20 protein-coding genes are annotated in these 20,985 nt (G+C 40.1%); 10 read left to right on the forward strand and 10 right to left on the reverse strand.

The features are described 5' to 3' along the window. Positions 1–71 precede the first annotated feature (71 nt). Complete coding sequence (locus ADA56_RS09835) at positions 72–410, reverse strand: hypothetical protein (protein WP_049369459.1); 339 nt, start codon at positions 408–410, stop codon at positions 72–74. A 41-nt stretch (positions 411–451) separates the two neighbouring features. On the opposite strand from ADA56_RS09835, the gene nrfA reads away from it, so the two are divergent. The 9 genes from nrfA to ADA56_RS04290 all read left to right on the forward strand — a co-directional run bounded on the left by nrfA (position 452) and on the right by ADA56_RS04290 (position 10,394). After that, entirely contained in the window at positions 452–1,975 is a 1,524-nt protein-coding gene (gene nrfA, locus ADA56_RS04250) for an ammonia-forming nitrite reductase cytochrome c552 subunit (protein WP_192829118.1), read from the forward strand. 72 nt (positions 1,976–2,047) lie between these two features. Then, positions 2,048–2,713 (forward strand): cytochrome c nitrite reductase pentaheme subunit, encoded by a 666-nt coding sequence (gene nrfB / locus ADA56_RS04255; RefSeq protein WP_049367089.1) that lies wholly within the window; start codon positions 2,048–2,050, stop codon positions 2,711–2,713. Further along, complete coding sequence (nrfC, locus tag ADA56_RS04260) at positions 2,713–3,390, forward strand: cytochrome c nitrite reductase Fe-S protein (protein ID WP_005695543.1); 678 nt, start codon at positions 2,713–2,715, stop codon at positions 3,388–3,390. The genes nrfB and nrfC overlap by 1 nt, the downstream gene beginning before the upstream one ends. Beyond that, positions 3,387–4,352, forward strand: a complete 966-nt coding sequence (nrfD, locus tag ADA56_RS04265; RefSeq protein WP_049369462.1) for a cytochrome c nitrite reductase subunit NrfD — start codon at positions 3,387–3,389, stop codon at positions 4,350–4,352. The genes nrfC and nrfD overlap by 4 nt, the downstream gene beginning before the upstream one ends. A gap of 147 nt (positions 4,353–4,499) precedes the next feature. Continuing rightward, entirely contained in the window at positions 4,500–6,404 is a 1,905-nt protein-coding gene (gene nrfE, locus ADA56_RS04270) for a heme lyase NrfEFG subunit NrfE (RefSeq protein ID WP_049369465.1), read from the forward strand. Next, positions 6,397–6,927 (forward strand): DsbE family thiol:disulfide interchange protein, encoded by a 531-nt coding sequence (locus ADA56_RS04275; protein ID WP_049369467.1) that lies wholly within the window; start codon positions 6,397–6,399, stop codon positions 6,925–6,927. The genes nrfE and ADA56_RS04275 overlap by 8 nt, the downstream gene beginning before the upstream one ends. A gap of 1 nt (position 6,928) precedes the next feature. Next, positions 6,929–7,984, forward strand: coding sequence for a heme lyase NrfEFG subunit NrfF (gene nrfF / locus ADA56_RS04280; RefSeq protein WP_049369468.1), 1,056 nt, complete (start codon positions 6,929–6,931; stop codon positions 7,982–7,984). A 3-nt stretch (positions 7,985–7,987) separates the two neighbouring features. After that, positions 7,988–9,190 (forward strand): NAD(P)/FAD-dependent oxidoreductase, encoded by a 1,203-nt coding sequence (locus tag ADA56_RS04285; RefSeq protein WP_049369470.1) that lies wholly within the window; start codon positions 7,988–7,990, stop codon positions 9,188–9,190. A gap of 109 nt (positions 9,191–9,299) precedes the next feature. Continuing rightward, positions 9,300–10,394, forward strand: a complete 1,095-nt coding sequence (locus tag ADA56_RS04290; protein ID WP_049369472.1) for a 5-methyltetrahydropteroyltriglutamate--homocysteine S-methyltransferase — start codon at positions 9,300–9,302, stop codon at positions 10,392–10,394. 151 nt (positions 10,395–10,545) lie between these two features. On the opposite strand, the gene ADA56_RS04295 is transcribed toward ADA56_RS04290, so the two are convergent. The 4 genes from ADA56_RS04295 to ADA56_RS04310 are packed head-to-tail and all read right to left on the reverse strand — an operon-like array spanning position 10,546 to position 15,699. Beyond that, positions 10,546–11,862 carry an MFS transporter gene (locus tag ADA56_RS04295; protein WP_049369474.1) on the reverse strand — a complete coding sequence of 439 codons (1,317 nt, stop codon included), beginning with the start codon at positions 11,860–11,862 and terminating at the stop codon, positions 10,546–10,548. A gap of 53 nt (positions 11,863–11,915) precedes the next feature. Beyond that, positions 11,916–12,659 carry a 2-succinyl-6-hydroxy-2,4-cyclohexadiene-1-carboxylate synthase gene (menH, locus tag ADA56_RS04300; protein WP_049369477.1) on the reverse strand — a complete coding sequence of 248 codons (744 nt, stop codon included), beginning with the start codon at positions 12,657–12,659 and terminating at the stop codon, positions 11,916–11,918. A 47-nt stretch (positions 12,660–12,706) separates the two neighbouring features. Then, positions 12,707–14,413, reverse strand: a complete 1,707-nt coding sequence (menD, locus tag ADA56_RS04305; RefSeq protein WP_049369479.1) for a 2-succinyl-5-enolpyruvyl-6-hydroxy-3-cyclohexene-1-carboxylic-acid synthase — start codon at positions 14,411–14,413, stop codon at positions 12,707–12,709. A gap of 5 nt (positions 14,414–14,418) precedes the next feature. Further along, a complete protein-coding gene (locus tag ADA56_RS04310; RefSeq protein ID WP_053086265.1) occupies positions 14,419–15,699 on the reverse strand; it encodes an isochorismate synthase in 1,281 nt (426 codons plus the stop codon). Positions 15,700–15,853: 154 nt separating this feature from the next. On the opposite strand from ADA56_RS04310, the gene ADA56_RS04315 reads away from it, so the two are divergent. Continuing rightward, positions 15,854–17,068 (forward strand): pyridoxal phosphate-dependent aminotransferase, encoded by a 1,215-nt coding sequence (locus ADA56_RS04315; RefSeq protein WP_049369481.1) that lies wholly within the window; start codon positions 15,854–15,856, stop codon positions 17,066–17,068. A gap of 51 nt (positions 17,069–17,119) precedes the next feature. On the opposite strand, the gene ADA56_RS04320 is transcribed toward ADA56_RS04315, so the two are convergent. From ADA56_RS04320 to rnc, 5 genes are all read right to left on the reverse strand, one after another. Continuing rightward, complete coding sequence (locus ADA56_RS04320; protein ID WP_180365035.1) at positions 17,120–18,052, reverse strand: phosphatidate cytidylyltransferase; 933 nt, start codon at positions 18,050–18,052, stop codon at positions 17,120–17,122. Between the two features lie 9 nt (positions 18,053–18,061). After that, positions 18,062–18,694 carry a lysophospholipid acyltransferase family protein gene (locus ADA56_RS04325; protein WP_049369484.1) on the reverse strand — a complete coding sequence of 211 codons (633 nt, stop codon included), beginning with the start codon at positions 18,692–18,694 and terminating at the stop codon, positions 18,062–18,064. A gap of 11 nt (positions 18,695–18,705) precedes the next feature. Beyond that, complete coding sequence (locus tag ADA56_RS04330; RefSeq protein ID WP_049369486.1) at positions 18,706–19,311, reverse strand: CDP-alcohol phosphatidyltransferase family protein; 606 nt, start codon at positions 19,309–19,311, stop codon at positions 18,706–18,708. A 78-nt stretch (positions 19,312–19,389) separates the two neighbouring features. After that, positions 19,390–20,304, reverse strand: coding sequence for a GTPase Era (gene era, locus ADA56_RS04335; protein ID WP_005695525.1), 915 nt, complete (start codon positions 20,302–20,304; stop codon positions 19,390–19,392). Continuing rightward, positions 20,301–20,984: a ribonuclease III gene (gene rnc, locus ADA56_RS04340; RefSeq protein ID WP_005699979.1), complete on the reverse strand. Its 684-nt coding sequence runs from the start codon at positions 20,982–20,984 to the stop codon at positions 20,301–20,303. The genes era and rnc overlap by 4 nt, the downstream gene beginning before the upstream one ends. Between the last annotated feature and the right edge of the window lies 1 nt (position 20,985).

The raw sequence follows: 20,985 nt of genomic DNA on the forward strand, positions 1-20,985 counted from the left end.
AAAATAAGGTGCTGGGAGTATAACTGACTCATCTATAAGATCAAGAAAATGATCGTTTTTTATACCATTTTTCACGAGAAATTTACATTTTCTATGCAAGGTATCGCTTGCGTAAAAAGAATGCTCATTAAAATTAGGTCAAAGTCAGTAATAATGAGCATGGAATCGTCTTTATATAAGTCAAAAACAATGTAAAAATTGACCGCACTTTTTTCCTCTTTCAAGGTATCTTCCTCTATCACTTTCCCAATACCCAATATACCCCTTTGTGAGTATTTTGATTTTAAAGTTTGATCAACCTCAAAGTTTTGAAAAAAAACCTTAGGAAAACTACTGCTTTTTGGTATCTTATGCTTGCGTTGAGCTATTTTTATGAGTGAATTCAAAAGCTTAATAGGAATTGTTCGCATTTAAAATTGTTTTTTTATTCTTTCCTAATGGAGTGATTATCGTGAACGCATTGAGAAAAAGCCTTATTCTGGCGACTTCTTTCGCAGCTTTAGGTGTATACAACTCAGCGATGGCTGAAATGGTATATAAGCCTGTTGACCAACCTGTGGAAGCACCAAACCCTAATTTAAAAATCGAAGCAGTGAATGAAAAATTTGCTGAGAAATATCCTAGCCAATTCAATTCGTGGAAAGCGACTGAAAAAGGTGACAAAATTATCTACGCCGACGAACAAGATCCTCGTTTAATCGTGTTATGGGGCGGCTATTCTTTTGCAAAAGAATATAACGCACCTCGTGGTCACGTTTATGCAGTAGAAGATGTACGTAATATTTTACGTACTGGTGCGCCCAAAAATGCAAATGATGGCCCACAACCAATGGCATGTTGGACTTGTAAAGGTCCAGACGTTCCTCGTTTAATTGCAGAATGGGGTGAAGATGGTTACTTTGGTGCCAAATGGGCTAAAGGTGGACCAGAAATTGTCAACTCGATCGGTTGTGCTGACTGTCACGATACGACCTCTAAAGACTTTGCTGAAGGCAAACCTGCATTACGTATTGCTCGTCCACACGTTCTTCGTGCATTAGATCACTTAAATAATGCACTTCAAGCAAAAGCAAAAGCTGAAGGTAAAGAACAAGCTAACTTAAGCTTTAACACAGCTGCTCGCACTGAAAAACGTGCTGAAATCTGTGCAAACTGTCACGTTGAATACTACTTCGCAGGCGACTTAAAACAAGTAACCTTCCCGTGGAACAACGGTCAAACTGTTGATGACATCGAAAAATACTACGATGATATCGGCTTCAGTGACTGGACTCACTCGCTTTCTAAAGCACCAATGTTAAAAGCGCAACACCCTGACTTTGAAATTTGGTCTTTAGGTATGCACGGTAAAAACGGCGTAACTTGTATCGACTGTCACATGCCTAAAGTACAAGGTAAAGACGGTAAAGTTTACACCGACCACCAAATCCAAAACCCATTCGATGCATTTGATACCACATGTGCAAACTGTCACGATCAAAGCAAAGAAAAACTTAAAGACATCGTTGCTTCACGTAAAAAAGAAGTGAAAGATGTAATGGGTCGTTTAGAAGATCAAGTTGTTCGTGCTCACTTTGAAGCGAAAGCAGCATGGGATGCTGGTGCAACTAAAGAAGAAATGGAACCTGCTTTAATGGATATCCGTCACGCTCAATGGCGTTGGGACTACGCAGCAGCAAGTCACGGTGGTCACATGCACGCACCTGATGTAATGCTTCGCGTATTAGGTTCTGGTATCGACAAAGCAGCAGATGCACGTGCTAAACTTGCAGCAATCTTAACTAAACATGGCGTGAAAACTCCGGTTGAAGTACCAGATATTTCTACAGCTGATAAAGCATGGAAAGTAATGGGTATTGATATCGAGAAAGAACGTCAAGCGAAAAAAGAATTCTTAGAAACTGTTGTACCTCAATGGGTAAAAGAAGCGAAAGCCAATGGCAAATTAGCTGAAGATACCGCAACAAAACAATAAAAAAAGAACCGCACTTTGTAACTAAAGTGTCGAAGTGCGGTCATTTTTAACCATATATTTGAGGTAATCAGAATGAATTTAACTTCTTTAATCAGCAAATCGGCAAAATCCCTCGCATTGCTTGCAATGCTTGCGGCAATGCCAATGGCTGCAAGTGCGGAAGAGATGGCAAAAACACCTGCCTCTCAACTCACTTATGAGCCACAATTGGATAACCAACGTGACCCAAACCAATATTGTGCGAAATGTCACAAATTTGACCAAGTTGATAAAAACCAAACTTTAGATCAATCTGGTGGTGAATTACACTTTGGTAAATTCCACGGCGCACACTTAAATCAAAAAAGCCCTAACACAGGTAAACCGATTAACTGTGTAAACTGTCACGGTAATATTTCGGAAGATCACCGTCGTGGTGCAAAAGATGTGATGCGTTTTGATGGCGATATCTTTGGTGATAAAAAACCAATGTATACCGCACAAGAACAAAACCAAGTTTGTTTTGCTTGTCACCAACCTGCAAAACTTCGTGAAAAACTTTGGGCGCACGATGTTCACGCAATGAAATTGCCTTGTGCAAGCTGCCACACATTACACCCGAAAGATGATGCGATGAAAGGTATTCAACCGAAAAATCGTGTGAAACTTTGTGTAGATTGCCACGGCGAACAACAAAAACGCAAAGCGGCAAAAGACGCACAATCACAAACGCAATCAACCGAACAAAAGGATAAATAATGACAGCTTGTTCACGCCGAAACTTTGTTTCCGGCATGGGGGCATTAATCCTTATGACGGGGACATCAGTTACCTCTTTAGCGAAAGAGGAAAAGGCGGATAAACCGAAACGCTATGCAATGGTACACGACGAAACAGCTTGTATCGGCTGTACCGCTTGTATGGATGCTTGTCGTGAAACAAACCACGTTCCTGAAGGCGTTTCACGTTTGGAAATTCTCCGTAGTGAACCTTACGGTGAATTCCCAAATCAAGAATACGAGTTTTTCCGTCAATCTTGCCAACACTGTACAAACGCCCCTTGTGTGGCAGTTTGTCCAACCGGTGCATCATTTATTGATCCTGAAACAGGTATCGTAGATGTGCATAAAGATCTTTGTGTAGGTTGCCAATACTGTGTTGCAGTTTGTCCTTACCGCGTACGTTTCATTCACCCGGTACACCGTACTGCGGATAAATGTAACTTCTGTCGCGATACAAACTTAGCAGCAGGCAAACAACCTGCTTGTGTAGAAGCTTGTCCAACCAAAGCATTAACCTTTGGCGATATGAATGATCCAAGCAGTGCAGTTTCCCGCAAAGTGAAAGAAAATCCGGTTTATCGCACTAAAGTGGAATTAGGTACTCAACCAAATCTTTACCATATTCCATTCCAACACGGGGAGCCAAGAAGATGACATTAGATTATCCTGTTCCGTTTCACACACCTAATTTGGTGTGGGATTCAACAATCGCTATCTATTTGTTCTTACTTGGTATTTCTTCCGGTGCGGTACAATTAGCGATTGCTTATAAACGTAGTCACAAATTAGAAAATCCTAGCAAAAACTGGATTATCCGAGCGGCCGCCGTTTTAGGTTCTGTGCCAACATTAATTGGTTTAACCCTGTTAATTTTCCACTTGGCACGTCCTTGGACATTCTGGAAATTGATGTTTAACTATCAATTCAACTCTGTAATGTCTATGGGGGTAATGTTATTCCAAGTTTATATGCTGTTCTTGGTATGTTGGTGTGCGGTTATCTTCAAAGAAGATATCATGGCACTGATCCAACGTTTTATGCCAAAACTTAGTTTTGTCGGTAAAATTATCAATGTATTAGAACGTTTAACTGGTCCTGTAGAAGTTATTCTCTTCATCTTAGCTGCTGTGCTAGGGGCTTATACCGGTTTCTTACTTTCAGCATTGATCAGTTACCCAATGTTAAATAACCCTGTTCTACCAGCGTTATTCTTGGCTTCTGGTACCTCTTCAGGTATCGCTGCAACCTTCTTATTTATCCTCATTGCAGGTAAATTAAAAGGTGATAGCCATGAATCTCACTTCATTCATAAATTTGAAGTGCCAATCATGGTAACTGAGCTTGGTTTATTAGTTTGTTTCTTCGTGGGTCTTTATTTTGGTGGTGGCCAAAAAGTGGTTGCCTTACAGAATGCATTATCTGGCTTCTGGGGTGCAGTCTTCTGGATTGGGGTATTCTTAATTGGTATCTTAATTCCACTACTTGCCAACCTTGCCGTAAAAGACAACTTAAAATACAACAAGAACTTTATTATCCTTGTGTCAATCTTCGACTTAATCGGGGTTCTCTGCTTACGTTACTTCATCTTGTATGCAGGACAACTTACCGTTGCGTAAGGATAAACTTCTTATTTAATCAAAAGGCGTATACAATACGCCTTTTGTTTATTTAAAAGACTAAAGTGCGGTTAATTTTACGTATGTTTTTCATGCTTAAAATTAACCTTATTTTGTCAAATACAACCATTAATACTGAAGAATACTATGCTCCCCGAATTCGGATTTCTATCACTACTCTTCGCCACTACTGCTGCACTCTTACTTTCTATCGTGCCACAAATTGGCATTTGGCGAAATAAACCCTCTCTCACCAACACGGCTTGGGGATTAAGTTATTGCTTCGGTATTTTTACGAGCGTTTCAATCGGTATTCTTGCCTACTCTTTTGCAACAGATGACTTCACGTTGGAATATGTGGCAACGCACTCCAATTCTCAACTACCGACATTTTTTAAAGTCGCAGCCACATGGGGCGGACATGAAGGCTCCATTTTATTTTGGCTTTTCACATTAAGTCTTTGGTTAGTGGCTTTTGCCTTTTTCTCTCGCAAAAATGACCGCACTTTTTCTGCACAAACCCTTTCTTTACTCGGCTTAATTTGTCTTGGGTTTGCTATTTTTATTTTGTTTTACTCCAATCCATTTGGACGTGCGTTTCCTGCCCCTGCGGAAGGGCGAGATCTCAACCCAATGCTGCAAGATATTGGTTTAATTTTCCATCCACCGCTTTTATATGTCGGCTATGTGGGCTTTGCCGTTAACTTTGCCATGTCCATTTCTGCCTTAATCTTTAATCGTTCTGCACAAGCAATCGCGCGTGCGATGCGAGCCTGGGTTCTCGTTTCTTGGTTATTCTTAACGTTAGGGATCGTACTCGGTGCATGGTGGGCATATTATGAATTAGGCTGGGGAGGCTGGTGGTTCTGGGACCCAGTAGAAAACGCCTCACTTATGCCATGGTTATTAGGACTTGCACTTTTACACAGCTTAATGGTAACTGAAAAACAAGGTGTTTTCAGCTATTGGACAACACTCTTTTCCCTGCTCGCTTTTGCATTTAGTGTATTAGGCACATTTATTGTTCGCTCAGGTGCATTAACATCAGTTCACGCTTTTGCCTTGGATAGTTCTCGCGGTTACGTATTATTGCTTATTTTCTTCTTACTAACTGTTGGTTCTCTGAGCTTATTTGCCCTACGCACAAATACCAATGAAAGTGCGATCAAATTTCCACTCATTTCTAAAACTGGGGCTATTTTAGGTTTAAACATCGTATTGACTGTTGCCACCGTCAGTACCTTCTTAGGTACCTTCTATCCAATGCTATTCCAAGCCATGAATTGGGGAAGTATTTCTGTGGGAGCCCCTTACTTTAATAGTATTTTCTTGCCCTTGCTCACGTTAGTACTTTTTGCTATGGCGGGCACGCTTTGTTTAAACTGGTTTAAATCAGACAAAAAACGCTTTTTCAAACGTCTGTTATTACTTATTCCCGCTGCAGTGATTGCTTATGGCATGATTTGGAACGCGCTGCAAAATGACAGTGCGTTACATTTCCATTTCTTTGCTTATGTATTACTCACCCTCGCTATTTGGGTATTATTCGTCACCTTATGGCAAAATTGGGCAAAAGTAAGACTTGCCTATTTTGGAATGATTCTTGCACACTGCGGCGTGGCGATTGCCACAATGGGAGCCGTGATGAGTAGTTACTTTGGTAGTGAATTAGGTGTTAGATTCGCACCACAACAAAGCCAACAATTAGGCCAATTTGAATTCCACTACGATCGTTTTTCCAATGAAATTGGACCAAACTTTACCGCCGAAGTCGCGTTCTTTAGTGTGTCAAAACAAGGCAAACCTTACGCTGAAATTATACCGGAGCGCCGTTATTATGATGTTCGAACTATGACCATGAGTGAAGTGGGCTTAGATGCAGGTTTTTGGGGCGATTTATATATTGTAATGGGCGATAACTTAGGCAAAGGTGAATTCACATTCCGCTTGCATTACAAACCACTTATTCGCTGGTTATGGCTCGGAGGCATTTTAATGGCACTTGGCGCATTATGTTCAGCCATCAATTTAAAGAGAAAACGTGATGAATAAAAAGTTTATTTTGTTTTTACCGCTGATTTTGTTATTGAGCATTTGCTTACTACTTTTTGTTGGCTTACACAAAGATCCAAAACAAATTGCCTCTGCACTCATTAATAAGCCCGTGCCGGAATTCTACCAAGCGAATTTGCTTGAACCAAGTCAAATTGTCAGCCCGAGAGATTTTCCAAAGAAACCTTTCCTACTTAATGTGTGGGGAAGTTGGTGTGGCTATTGCCAACAGGAGCACCCTCTTTTGATGGAAATATCAAAAGACGTACCCATTGTGGGAATCGACTATCGTGACAAACCTCAAAACGGCATTGCGATGCTCGAACGTATGGGCAATCCGTTCATACTCACTATTGACGATAGCCGTGGTGAATTTGCAATGCAATTGGGCGTAGATGGAGCCCCAGAAACCTATGTTGTCGATGAGCACGGCATGATCCGTTATCGTCATTCTGGCTATATGGATCGCGAAACATGGCTCACTGAGATCAAACCAAAACTTGATGAATTAACTAAAAAGTAAAATGAAAAAATTAACCCGATTTCTGACCGCACTTTTACTGACGTTTGCCCTTTTTGCTCACGCAGAAATGGTCGATACCTATGCGTTTAAAAACCAAGCCGATCGTACTCGTGCTGTTGAACTGGCGAAATCCTTACGTTGCCCACAATGTCAGAATCAGAATTTAGTTGAATCCAATTCGCCGATTGCTTATGACTTACGCATTGAAGTCTATAAAATGGTGGATGAAGGAAAATCGAATCAGCAAATTATCGACACGATGACAGCACGTTTCGGTAATTTCGTGAACTATAAACCACCTTTCCAATGGAATACCGCACTACTCTGGCTATTGCCTATTTTGCTATTAATTGGGGCTTTTGCATTGATTTTGTTTTCCACCAAAAAATCAGAAGGCGAGCCAACACAACTCGAAAATCAACCTTATACAGCCCCTAAAGAAGAAAAAAGTGCGGTCAAATTTGAAACAAAATCCGCCATTTGGGTCTTTGCTATTTTATTAGTTCTTCCTTTAAGTTATTACTTCTCCCTTGATCGTTTTGAGCGGGTTCAGCAAGGCGAAAAAGAGATGCTTGAGCTTGCCAATAAAAAAGCAGATACATCAATGGTGCACCAAAAAGAAGATATGGTGCTCAAAATTCAAAATAAAATTCGAGAAGATGTAAATAACCCTGAGCTTTGGGCTCAGCTAGGTGATGCCTATATGCAAAATGATGAATTTGATCATGCGCTCATCGCTTATAGCAATGCAGAAAAAATTTCAGGCACAACACCCGCGATTTTAGGCCTAAAAGCAACCGCACTTTATTATCAAGCAGGTCAAAATATCACACCACAAATCCAGCAAATAATGGATGAGGCGTTAAAACAAGATAAACATGAAATATCAGTGATAACATTATTGGCGACTGAAGCCTTTAAAAATCATGAAGCTGAAAAAGCCAAAGCTTATTGGCAGCAATTATTAGATTCAGGTAATGCTGCCGTAGATCGCCGAACTGTCATCCAACGAATCAAAATGATAGACTATTTTGAAAAAGGGCAAGTATCACAATAAATTATGAGTCGCTATTCAGAAAATATCATTATTGGAGCCGGTGCTGCCGGCTTATTTTGTGCCGCACAGTTAGGCAAACTGGGAAAACAAGCCACGATTTTTGATAACGGTAAAAAAATTGGTCGAAAAATTTTAATGTCTGGCGGCGGATTCTGTAATTTTACCAATATGGAAATCACATCTGGCCGTTATATCAGCCAAAACAAACACTTCGTCAAATCTGCCTTAAAACGTTATACACAATGGGACTTCATTGCTTTAGTCGCCGAATACGGCATTCCTTACCACGAAAAAGAATTAGGTCAGTTATTTTGTGATAACGGTGCAGAAGACATTGTGAAGATGCTCGGAACGGAATGTGACAAATACGGTGTTAGCATTCAACTACGCAGCGAAGTGAGTGATGTTGAAGCCGTTGAAAACAACCCTAAAGTTCGGTTCAAATTAAAGGTAAATGCGGTGGACTGGCAATGCCAGAATTTGATTATTGCCACGGGTGGGCTCTCCATGCCTGGCTTAGGCGCTTCGCCTTTTGGCTATCAAATTGCAGAACAATTTGGATTAAATGTGATTTCTCCGCGTGCAAGCCTTGTGCCATTCACATGGCGAGAAAGTGACAAATTCTACGCGGCACTCTCAGGTATTTCATTAGATGTGGCGGCGACAAATCAAAACAAAACCTTTACTCACCAAATGCTATTCACCCATCGTGGTTTATCAGGCCCTGCTATTTTACAGATCTCCAATTATTGGCAACCGGGTGAAAGTATTCATTTAGATTTATTGCCCTATAACAGCATTCGTCATCACCTGGATAAAATGCGTCAATCTTCGCAAAAATTGCAGTTAAAAACCGTATTAAGTCGCTTATTACCGAAAAAATTAGTTGAACTTTGGTTAGAACAAGGCTTGATTCAAGATGAAGTGATTGCGAACTTAAGTAAAGTGCGGTTAGAAAATTTAGAGAATTTAATCCACAACTGGAAATTTATTCCTAATGGCACTGAGGGCTACCGAACGGCTGAAGTCACGATGGGTGGTGTTGATACTCATGAGATCTCATCTAAAACCATGGAGGCTTCAAAGATTAAAGGTCTCTATTTTATCGGTGAAGTGCTAGATGTTGTCGGCTGGTTAGGTGGCTACAACTTCCAATGGGCATGGAGTTCTGCAGCCGTTTGTGCGATGGGAATTGCTGAAAGCTAATCTTTCTCTGCATTAATTATTTTCATCATGAATGAAAAAATCATTACTTTGATCATGAAATATCCTTACGTTAAAATCATCATACTAAAATTAAAAGAAGGATATAAACATGACATCAAAAACACTCCCCTTCCACGCTGATACTGTGGGCTCATACTTACGTTCTCAACCTTTAAAAGAAGCTCGTGCAAAATTTGCAGCAGGCGAAATTTCTCGTGAACAATTAACGGAAGTTGAAGATCAAGAAATTGCTAAATTGGTACAAGCTCAGTTAGATGCAGGTATTCAAGTCATCACGGATGGGGAATATCGCCGTGCATTTTGGCATATTGATTTCTTAGAAAACCTAAATGGCATCGAAGGTTATCACCCTGAACATGGTTATAAATTTAATGGTGTGGAAACCAAACCTTACAATACTCGCTGCTGCGGTAAAGTATCTTGGAATCCAAATCATCCATTTATCGAACATTTCAAAAAATTAAAAGACATCGTTGGGGATCGTGGCGTTGTAAAATATACCATCCCGAGTCCAAACCAATTAATGTATCCAATCCAATGGGATACAGGCGTTTATGCGACACGAGCAGAATTTGCCAAAGATGTTCAACAAGCTTATAAAGATGCGATCAAAGCCTTCTATGATGCAGGTTGCCGTTATTTACAATTTGATGACGTGTATTGGGGTTCACTCTGTAACAATCACCTAAAACCAGAATTTGAAGCAGATAAAGCACAGGCGCTTGAAAATATTCAAGTTGTATTAGCCGCTAAACCAGCAGATATGGTTATCACCACGCACGTTTGCCGTGGCAACTTCCGTTCAACTTATTTATTAACTGGTGCATACGATCCTATTGCGGATGCGTTATTTGGCCAAACCCAATACGATGGCTACTTCCTAGAATATGATGATGAACGTTCTGGTGGGTTTGAACCATTAAAACACTTTGCCAATAATCCACACAAAGGCCGTGTTGTATTAGGCTTAATCAGTTCAAAATTCCCTGAATTAGAAGATAAAGCGGCTATTAAAGCTCGTATTAAAGAAGCGACGCAATATGTTCCACTTGAACAGCTTTGCTTAAGCCCACAATGTGGTTTTGCGTCAACTGAAGAAGGAAATATTATGACGGAAGCACAGCAATGGGCAAAAGTCCGTTATGTTGAAGAAATTGCTAAAGAAGTATGGGGTGAAGATTAATTCTTTTCATATCTGATGTTAAAAACACACTGTTTTTTAACCGCACTTTTATAATCTGAGTGCGTAGCAATACGCTCTTTTTTACTGCTTCCTTTCAACAAATAAAAAAGCTGATGTAATTTACATCAGCTTTTTCATTATCAATTTATCACTAGATTTGCGTTAAATCGACGTTTTTTGTTTCTTTTGAGGCTAATAATGCTAACAAAGTTAAGAATGCATTAATGGCTAAATAAATCCCCACGCCCATTAATCCATAAAGCGCATTGATTTTTAATGAAATCATTGCCGCAATGGTTGCCCCGATAATGGATGCAATATTGTAGGCTAAAGAGGCACCAGAATAACGTACTTCTGTTGGGAATAATTCAGGTAATAACGCCGCCATTGGGCCAAATGTCATGCCCATTAATGCCATACCAATTACTAAGAAAGCAAATACAGAAGCTGGTGTACCGTTTCCAAGGAATAATGGCATACATAATGCAAAAATTAAAATGCTGACTGTTGTCCAAATTAACCATTTGCGACGACCGATTTTATCTGCATAAAGACCTGAAATACTAATAAAAATCGCAAAAACGATCGCACTCATTAAAAGTAATCCCGTGAAGGTATTGGCAGGAATGCCTAATCCCATAGGATAGCCCGCTTCTGAAAGGGTTGCCGGTGTACGAGAATACGCTTGAGCAAAGGCAGTCATAATATAGAACAAGGAATAAGTCGCCACCATAATAAAGGTACCAATCACCATCGGTTTAAAGTGTTTAGTGAATACCACACTCACTGGTGCTTTTAATTTTTTCCCTTTTTCTTCCGCTTCAATGAAAACATGGCTTTCATGTAGGGTTAAACGAACATATAACCCAACTAAAACTAAGGCTAAAGAAGAGATAAACGGAATACGCCATGCCCACTCAACAAGAGCTTGCTGCCCCCAGAAATAGCTCACTAAGAAGAAGGTTGCATTAGCCACAAATAAACCAATTGGCGCACCTAATTGAGGGAATGTACCATACCAAGCACGTTTTCCTTCTGGCGCATTTTCTGTTGCCACTAAAGCAGCACCACCCCATTCACCACCAAGACCAATACCCTGACCGACTCGGCAAATACATAACAAAATCGGAGCCCAAATACCAATTTGAGAATAAGTCGGCAACAAGCCGATAACGACCGTAGATCCGCCCATTAAAACCAAAGAGGCGACCAAGGTTTTCTTACGACCAATCTTGTCACCAAAGTGCCCAAATAAAGCGGAGCCAATTGGACGAGCAAAGAACGCTAAGGCCAACGTAGAAAGAGAAAGTAAATCATCTGAAAGCGGATCGCCACTATGGAAGAATTGCGTGTTAAAAACTAATACTGCCGCAGCGGCATAGATATAATAATCGAAGAATTCAATTGCGGTACCCACCATAGATGCTAAAGCAACCTTAAGTGGATCATTACGAAGTTGTGAGGACATTTTGCTTCCTTAAGAGTCAAATAAAATGAAAGGGCTAAATCCTAGCATTTCTCTTAAGGTTGAGCAATTTTTAATACGATATTTTCTATTTTTTCAGCAAAATATGTCGGATTTTCTAAATGTGCATTATGACCAGCATTAGGAATAATCGTTAAATGAAGTTGATTATCCTCTGCCATTTGACGAAACTTCTGATCTCGTTCACCACAAAAATAAAAAAATGGCAGCAAACTTGACCGCACTTTCTCTCTGAAATCAGGCTGTTTGGCAAGACTAGTGGCTAATAACATATGACCAATATTTGCTCCACAATTGGCTTTTCGCTTTTCAATTAATGCTTTGCGTTGCGGTTCATTTAAATGAGAAAAGACAGGTTGTTGATACCAATCTTCTAACACGGTTTCAGGGTTTTCATGGAAAAAACGCTCCGCCCACATGTTGTCATTGACTAAACGGCTTTGTTTTTCTTGCTCTGACTGCAAACCTAAATTCGCCCCTTCTAAAATCACTGCTTGTAAATTGCCTCTTTGCACTTGAGCCTGCAATGCATAATATTGTGCAATTCGCCCACCAAGTGAGTAACCGATAAGGATATAAGGTTCATCTTTTATGAGGCTTTGTATTTGGCTTTCAAGAAATTGAGCCGTTTGCTCAAAATCTTCAACCGCTACAGCTTTATTCTCTCCATGAAAGGGTAAATCGAGAGAGAGACAACGAAAGTGCGGTAAATTTTCGATGACTTTTTGCCAATCTGATTTCGTACCTAATAAGCCATGGAGAAAAACAAGATTCATCATAATAATGCCATATAAAGAAATCCCCTCTATATTAAGAGGGGAAAAAATTATTCACCAATCACCGCATGGCTGATTTGTTCAATCAAGCGCTTATAGGTTGCGCTGCCATCACTTGGGTTTGTTTTGATTTCAATTAATGTCGCACGACGGCGAGTATAAGCTTGTTTTAACACGGAGCTTAAATCTGCCCAAGTGTAAGGTAAAGCATATTTTAAACCAAACATTGCCGCAACTTGAGAGAAATCGCCATTATGTGGCAAGCGATAGAACTGCTCTTTTACCTCTTCATCCACCGGCAACATATCAAAGATTGCACCGCCATTATTATTAATCACAAAAATAATAGTCGGTTGAGTGACATTCTTAAATAAGGCTAAAGAGTTCAAATCATAAAGTGTAGACGTATCACCAATCATGGCTACCACAGGTTGATCTGCACCGATACCGATACCTGCAGCCGTTGCTAATAAGCCATCAATTCCGCTTGCACCACGGTTGGTATAAATCGGATACCCTTCAGGCAATTTGGTTAAAGCATCAACCAAACGGACAAAAAGACTGTTTCCTAAGAACAAAATACCGTTGTAAGGTAAAACTCGTTCAATATGATGGGCTAATGAGGCTTCATTAAGATTGCCACCAACTTGTTGTTCGATAAAGGTTGCACAGAATTTTGAAAGCGCAAGTGGCTCGAGTAACCAAGGTTTTTGACGCAATGGCGGATGTGCACGTAACCAATGATGTGCTTTGGCGTTAAAACGAGTTTGCGTATGGTGATTTGGATCAACTGCATTTTGACTTTGCTCCACCACCCAAAATTCGCCTTGGAATTCCGCTAAGAATTGGTTAATACGTTTACTGATAAAACGAGAGCCAAATTGAATCACGATATCAGCTTGAAGTAATTTTTGCTTTACGGTTTGGTTTGCTAGCCAAATATCCGCATAAGGCATGAGCGGTTCAACACCGGATTGAATATCCGTCAGCAAAATCCATCCCATGGTATTTGCCCATGAGTTAATACCCATTGCTTGTTCAGGCGTTAATTGCCCTGCCACAATCACACCACGTTTTGTACGCCAGCTATCCCAATTCTCATGCATCAACACTTCTTGTTGCAATGGTTGATGATCAACCCAATTTTTAGGCTGACTTAACCAACGTTGAATTGGCATTAACCATGGATGACCGTCAATTTCTTGCTCTTGGGCATTATAAAGTGGCTCTGCAAAAGGCACATTGATATGTACCACACCTGGTTGTTGTTTTTGTTTATAGCACGCTTGTTCCAACGTAGAAATTAACCATTTTGCCGCATAATCGGCTTGAGGTTTCGGTAGATTGACACTTGCCACAGGGTAATCGGCAAACATATTTTGTTGCACGATAGCTTGATTCGCCCCACATTCCCATAATTCAGGTGGGCGATCAGCGGTAAGAATAATTAAATTCACGCCTGTTTGACGAGCTTCGATAATTGCTGGATATAAATTTGCTGCTGCGGTGCCCGAGGTGACAATCACGGCAACAGGTGCTTGAGTAGATTTTGCAATCCCTAACGCAAAAAAGCCTAAACCACGTTCATCAAAGTGACTATGGCACGTTGCACGAGAAGCATTTTGTAAACGCACAGCTTCTAGCGTTAAAGGTGTTGAGCGTGAACCAGGCGCAATACAAAAGTGACTCACGCCTTGGCGAACCAAGGTTTCTAAGATCACCTTTGACCAACAACGATTAAATACGCTTACAGACATTCTTCTTATTCTCCGTTATTCTCTGCAAACAGGGAAATCAGCCCTGCCGCTTTACGTTCAATTTCTAACCACTCTTCTAGGGGTTGTGAGCCTTCCACAATACCGGCACCAGCAAATACACGCACTTGGTTTTCTTCAATAAAAGCCGAACGAATAGTAACACAAAATTCTGAGAGATTTTGGCTCATCACGCCTAATGTTCCGGCATACCAACGACGATCAAAGGTTTCTATTTCAGCTAAAGCTTTCTTCGCTTGTTGCTGTGGTAAACCTGATACCGCTGCCGTTGGATGAATTGCCTTCAGTAAATCGGCATCCGTACAAAGTGCGGTCAATTTTGCGTGCATTTTTCGAATCAAATGCTGCACTTTGCGTAATGACTTTAATGCGACATCATCAACGGTAATTTGTTCCACTAAGTGACTGATATTTTGTGAAATATCTTCAACCACCAACCAGTTTTCATTGAGGTTTTTTTCATCATTTAACAGCCAATTCGCACGTTCATCATTTTCACTCGGATTATCACTAACAGGTGCAGTACCCGCAAGCGCCTCCGTAAATAACTGACGATCATCTCGTGCAAATAAGCGTTCAGGCGTCGAACCTACAAAACAGTGTTCAGCATTATCTGCCCATAAAAAATGGTAACAACCACTATTTTTGGCTTGGCTTGCTGCAAGAAAATCTTTTCCGTTTAACTTACTATGAAGACCAAACACGGTTTCATTTGCCAAAACAAGCTTGGTTAATTCCCCTTGTCGAATACGAGCGAGTGCTTGATTGACCCAGTCACACCACGTTTCTTGGTTTGCTTTTGGCACCATGCTTTCGATGGTTAATTGATTAAGTGGTAAAAGTGCGGTTGTTTTTTCGAATGAATTCAACACCGCTTTTGCTGAATCAAGCTCATTTGTTTCAACAAACACAGAAACTACTGTCTCACCATGTTGTTGTTCAATTAAAACTTGAGGCAAAATAAACTGGCTTTCACCTTGAAACTGTAAACCGCCCACTAACGGGAAATCGTACTCTTGAATAAATTGCTGTGCCAAATTCACATCTGAAAATGACCGCACTTTCCCCACCGCTGCGACGGTTTTAGCTTCATCACGAAAACGTAAATAAAATTGTGGATAAACAAGTTGCCCCTTCATCCATGCCAAAAGATCAACACCCAATTTCATCTTCGTCTGAAGACGTGCAATAGCGGGTTGCTGATCAGTTGTCACCAAGGTTTCAAACTGGCGAATTAGCTCAGATTTAGCTTGTTCTAAAGGGCCCATGAAAAATAATAAAACACACAAAAAATTAGCCCATATTCTACCGCACTTTAATACATTCAAAAAATTTTTTTATTAAATCTTTTCAAGATAAGAATTTAAGCGTAAATTAGACGTAATTTTTGAATGAAAATCTAATTATCATAGGATGTTACTAATGAGATCTTTTCCTAAATCAGACAAATTAGAACACGTTTGCTACGATATTCGTGGACCGGTTCACAAAGAAGCTTTACGCCTAGAAGAAGAAGGCAACAAAATCTTAAAACTTAATATCGGCAACCCTGCCCCATTTGGTTTTGAAGCGCCTGATGAAATTTTAGTTGATGTTATCCGCAACCTACCATCTGCACAAGGTTATTGTGATTCCAAAGGGTTATATTCGGCACGTAAAGCTATCGTGCAATACTATCAATCTAAAGGTATTCATGATGCGACAGTAAACGATGTATACATCGGGAATGGTGTATCTGAATTGATTACCATGTCCATGCAAGCTCTTCTCAATGATGGTGATGAAGTCTTAGTTCCAATGCCAGACTATCCATTATGGACAGCGGCTGTGACATTAGCGGGCGGAAATGCAGTACATTATTTATGTGATGAAGAAGCGGGTTGGTTCCCTGCTATTGATGATATTCGCGCGAAAGTCAATGCCAAAACCAAAGCTATCGTCGTGATCAACCCGAACAACCCGACAGGTGCGGTTTATAGCAAAGAGTTACTCGAAGAAATTATCCAAGTTGCACGTGAAAATAATCTGATTATTTTTGCTGATGAAATTTATGACAAAATTCTCTACGATGGTGCTATCCACCATCATATTGCTGCCCTTGCACCAGATGTATTAACCATTACATTCAATGGCTTATCAAAAGCGTATCGTGTTGCGGGCTTCCGTCAAGGTTGGATGATTTTAAATGGGCCAAAACAACATGCTAAAGGCTATATTGAAGGCTTGGATATGCTGGCGTCTATGCGTTTATGCGCAAATGTACCAATGCAACACGCCATTCAAACCGCATTAGGTGGCTATCAAAGTATTAATGAATTTGTTCAACCGGGTGGTCGTTTACTGGAACAACGCAATAAAGCCTATGATTTAATTACTCAAATCCCGGGTATTAGTTGCGTAAAACCAATGGGGGCAATGTATATGTTCCCGAAACTCGATATCCAAAAATTCAACATTCATAGTGATGAAAAATTTGTGCTCGATTTATTACGTAAAGAGAAAGTGCTTCTTGTTCATGGTAAAGGCTTTAACTGGCATTCACCGGATCACTTCCGTGTGGTAACACTTCCTTATACCGGTCAATTAGAAGAAGCCATTGGCAAATTGGCTCGTTTCTTAGAAACCTATCGTCAATAATAAAAAAAGAGCGGTTAATTAACCGCTCTTTTTTTATTTCATGATTTATAACTATGCCCAGAAATAGCGCACCATATGGAAGAAAATTGGTGCGGAGAAACAAAGCGAATCCATACGGTCTAAAATACCACCATGGCCACTGATCATATTACCCCAATCTTTCACGCCCATACTGCGTTTCATGGCTGACATCACGAGCCCCCCTAAGAATCCCATTAAGCAAATTAACAGACTCATTAAAAAGGCTTGCCATGCATTAAATGGTGTCAGCCAATGAAGCAACATCCCTAATAAACTTGCGCTTAATACCCCACCAACAAAACCTTCTACCGTTTTAGATGGCGATAAGGTTGGTGCAATTTTATGCTTACCAAAAAGTTTACCCCAAACGTATTGCAACACATCACTTGACTGTACTACCAAGATTAAGAAGATCATTAATAAAAGATTTTTTCCTTCATAACCTAAGATATCAAGAGCCAATAAAGCGGGGATATGTGAAATACAGAATACACTAATCATCAATGCCCACTGAATTTTCGTTGAACGATCTAAGAAATGCGCCGGATCGCCGAGTAATGCCGACAGAATAGGTAAAAATAAGAAGCCATATACGGGAATGAAAATTGTGAACATGCTAAACCAATCAATGGCGACTAAAAAATATTGCAATGGTAAGATCACATAAAAACAAGCGGCTAGCGCAAGATGATCGCCTCGACGAATATTCAATAGAGAAAGAAACTCACGCAATCCCATAAATGAAATAATCAAAAATAGCCCAATCACGCCATAAAAGCCTAATAAACTCGCAATAAAGATAATCCCAATCATCACCCACCAAGCATTGATGCGTGCATTCAGGTTATCAATAACGCTATTCGGTGTATCTACACCCGATCTGCGTTTTAAAATATATCCCACTGAGGAAGCAAAAATTAAGGCGATAAATAAACCACCGAAGAGTTGCCATATTTCTGTCATCATTTGCTCCTAAGATTTGCCTTTTTCACTGACGTTTAAACTTAATAATGCCGATTGAGCACGTGTCAGAAACACCTCTTTAGTTTCATCTGTCCCTATCTTTAATGGCTCGCCCACATAAAGATCACATAACAATGGTATCGGTAAAATAAAGCCTTTTGGTAAAACATTATTCATATTACTAATCCAAACAGGCACAAATTCACAATCAGGATTTTCTTTTGCTAAATAAAACAATCCGCTTTTAAATGGTTGAAGCGGCAAATCATCATCCATCTTGCGAGTTCCTTCAGGGAAAATAATCAGGGAGTTATTGACTAATGCTTCACTCATTTGTCGTATGGCAGCTTTTGGATCTTGGCTATTACGTTCAATCAGTAACATATTGAACACTTTATAGGCTAAAAAGCGACGAATTGCGCCTTTCGTCCAATAATCTTTGCCTGCAACAGGACGAGTTTGTTTTCTCACTTCATAAGGCAATGAAATCCAAAGTAAGATAAAATCTCCATGACTATTATGATTGGCAAAATAGACACGATGCCCTTCTGAAGATTGTTCTGCAATTGCGGGTTGAGGTCGAACGCCTGTAATAAAAGAAGCAAAACTACACAATAAAAAATCGATTAATCTCGCAAACATATTTGCTCCTATTATTCCGTCACTTCGGCTAAACCATTTTTTACTCGCTTAATACAAGTCACAATAAGCAAGATAATGACGATATTGGCTACCCACCAGAAAAATGAATGCAAGCTACCATTCACCCCATAGAGTAAACCGAGTACACCAAATACGAACGCACGATCACTTTTACCCATTGGGCCATCATAACGACGCGTTTTGCCTTGAACTTGCCCTAAAATGCCACATAACTCACTCAACGCGGCAAGCCAAATAATACTTGAGATTTGAATACCATCAAAAGGCGCGACAAAAGCAAAAGGAAGGTAAAGTGCTGCATCAGAGACGACATCAGTAATTTCATTAAGATACCCCCCTAATCGACTTTTTTGATTAAATTCACGTGCTAGCATGCCATCAATGGCATTCAACGCCATACGCAAAAACAACCAAATAGGGATAAGGAAGAAAAGAGAAGAAAATGTCGGAAATAGTGCGAGAATCACACCGAGTAAAATAGAAAGTAAGCAGGCAATTAGCGTAACTTGATTTGCCGTTACGCCTTTTGCCGCTAATTGCCTAACTAAAGGCCGAAGTAAATTCTGAAATTTGGGTTTTAAGGCATAGATACTCATCTACCATCTCCTTGTTTTTATTAAAAAACATAAATATGTTTCTAATAATAGGACGGTATAGAGTATTACTCAAGTTTTTTATTCATCCATATAACCTAAACTTCTTAAGGCACGTTCATCATCCGCCCAACCGGACTTCACTTTTACCCAAAGTTCAAGGTGTACTTTATTATCAAATAAGCGTTCCATGTCAGCGCGCGCTTCCATACCAATGGTTTTAATTTTTTGCCCTTGAGCACCGATCACCATTTTCTTTTGGCCTTCGCGTTCAACTAAAATCAAGCCATTGATTTCATAAGTACCACGCTCATTTACTTTAAATTGTTCAATTTCAACCGTTACCGAATAAGGTAGCTCTTCCCCTGTGAAACGCATTAATTTTTCACGAATAATTTCTGACGCCATAAAACGCTGTGAACGATCCGTTACATAATCTTCAGGGAAGTGATGAACGCCTTTACGTAATGATTGGCGAACAATTTTCTCTAATTGATGGACATTATTACCACGTTGTGCAGAAATCGGCACAATGTGAGCAAAATTAAACTTACTGCCTAAATCTGTAATAAATGGCAATAAATCATCTTTATTCTTAATATTATCAACTTTGTTGATGGCGAGTACGACAGGCGCTTTCGCATTACGTAATTTGTTTAACACCATTTCATCATCGGCATTCCAATGTGTACCATCCACGACGAAAATAATGAGATCTACATCCCCGATTGCCGAGCTTGCTGCACGGTTCATTAAACGGTTAATCGCTCGTTTTTCTTCAATATGAAGCCCCGGCGTATCGACGTAAATTTCTTGGTAGATACCTTCCGTTTTAATTCCCACAATACGATGACGTGTAGTTTGCGCCTTGCGAGATGTAATCGAAATTTTTTGTCCTAAAATTTTATTTAACAGGGTGGATTTCCCTACATTTGGGCGACCTACTATAGCGATAAAGCCACAATAGGTCTCTTGTTCTTGATTTAATTCGGTCATTTAATTTCCAATGTTTTTAAGATTTGTTCTGCGGCCGCTTGTTCTGCTTTACGGCGGCTAGAACCTTTCGCAATAAAAGTGCGGTCAATATTGGGTACATTTTTTACTGTACATTCTACGGTGAAGGTTTGGCAATGGGCTTCGCCTTCAATTTTTATTACTTCATAGGTTGGTAAGGCAAAATGCTTACCTTGTAAATACTCTTGCAAGCGCGTTTTGGCATCTTTTTGGTTATCACCCGGTTTAATTTCGGCGAGTAACGTTTTATACCAGCTACGCACAATATCTGCCGCTTTATCAAAGCTTGAATCTAATGCCATTGCGCCAATTACTGCTTCAACACAATCCGCCAAAATCGATTCACGACGAAAGCCACCACTTTTCAATTCACCAGAACCTAAGGACATATAATCCCCAAGCTCAAAATTGCGGGCAATCATCGCCAGGGTTGGCTCACGAACTAATGTGGCACGCATTCTGCTAAGTTCACCTTCATTACAACGAGGGAATTGATGATAAAGCGCATCCGCGATGACATAATTGAGAATCGAATCACCTAGAAATTCTAGGCGTTCATTATGTTGAGTGGAGGCACTGCGGTGTGTCAGTGCCAATTTTAAATTTTTTAGATCGGAAAATTGATAACCAATTTTTCGTTCTAGACGATCTAAATGATTCATA

This window comes from Parahaemophilus parainfluenzae (genome assembly GCF_001055095.1).
GTDB lineage: Bacteria > Pseudomonadota > Gammaproteobacteria > Enterobacterales > Pasteurellaceae > Haemophilus_D > Haemophilus_D parainfluenzae_Z.

What these genes read in the sequence shown, in the direction of transcription:
- ADA56_RS09835 (WP_049369459.1), bottom strand. Translation starts at nt 410, where the DNA reads ATGCGAACAATTCCTATTAAGCTTTTGAATTCACTCATAAAAATAGCT.
- nrfB (WP_049367089.1), top strand. Translation starts at nt 2,048, where the DNA reads ATGAATTTAACTTCTTTAATCAGCAAATCGGCAAAATCCCTCGCATTG.
- nrfC (WP_005695543.1), top strand. Translation starts at nt 2,713, where the DNA reads ATGACAGCTTGTTCACGCCGAAACTTTGTTTCCGGCATGGGGGCATTA.
- nrfD (WP_049369462.1), top strand. Translation starts at nt 3,387, where the DNA reads ATGACATTAGATTATCCTGTTCCGTTTCACACACCTAATTTGGTGTGG.
- nrfE (WP_049369465.1), top strand. Translation starts at nt 4,500, where the DNA reads ATGCTCCCCGAATTCGGATTTCTATCACTACTCTTCGCCACTACTGCT.
- ADA56_RS04275 (WP_049369467.1), top strand. Translation starts at nt 6,397, where the DNA reads ATGAATAAAAAGTTTATTTTGTTTTTACCGCTGATTTTGTTATTGAGC.
- nrfF (WP_049369468.1), top strand. Translation starts at nt 6,929, where the DNA reads ATGAAAAAATTAACCCGATTTCTGACCGCACTTTTACTGACGTTTGCC.
- ADA56_RS04285 (WP_049369470.1), top strand. Translation starts at nt 7,988, where the DNA reads ATGAGTCGCTATTCAGAAAATATCATTATTGGAGCCGGTGCTGCCGGC.
- ADA56_RS04290 (WP_049369472.1), top strand. Translation starts at nt 9,300, where the DNA reads ATGACATCAAAAACACTCCCCTTCCACGCTGATACTGTGGGCTCATAC.
- ADA56_RS04295 (WP_049369474.1), bottom strand. Translation starts at nt 11,862, where the DNA reads ATGTCCTCACAACTTCGTAATGATCCACTTAAGGTTGCTTTAGCATCT.
- menH (WP_049369477.1), bottom strand. Translation starts at nt 12,659, where the DNA reads ATGATGAATCTTGTTTTTCTCCATGGCTTATTAGGTACGAAATCAGAT.
- menD (WP_049369479.1), bottom strand. Translation starts at nt 14,413, where the DNA reads ATGTCTGTAAGCGTATTTAATCGTTGTTGGTCAAAGGTGATCTTAGAA.
- ADA56_RS04310 (WP_053086265.1), bottom strand. Translation starts at nt 15,699, where the DNA reads ATGGGCCCTTTAGAACAAGCTAAATCTGAGCTAATTCGCCAGTTTGAA.
- ADA56_RS04315 (WP_049369481.1), top strand. Translation starts at nt 15,854, where the DNA reads ATGAGATCTTTTCCTAAATCAGACAAATTAGAACACGTTTGCTACGAT.
- ADA56_RS04320 (WP_180365035.1), bottom strand. Translation starts at nt 18,052, where the DNA reads ATGACAGAAATATGGCAACTCTTCGGTGGTTTATTTATCGCCTTAATT.
- ADA56_RS04325 (WP_049369484.1), bottom strand. Translation starts at nt 18,694, where the DNA reads ATGTTTGCGAGATTAATCGATTTTTTATTGTGTAGTTTTGCTTCTTTT.
- ADA56_RS04330 (WP_049369486.1), bottom strand. Translation starts at nt 19,311, where the DNA reads ATGAGTATCTATGCCTTAAAACCCAAATTTCAGAATTTACTTCGGCCT.
- era (WP_005695525.1), bottom strand. Translation starts at nt 20,304, where the DNA reads ATGACCGAATTAAATCAAGAACAAGAGACCTATTGTGGCTTTATCGCT.
- rnc (WP_005699979.1), bottom strand. Translation starts at nt 20,984, where the DNA reads ATGAATCATTTAGATCGTCTAGAACGAAAAATTGGTTATCAATTTTCC.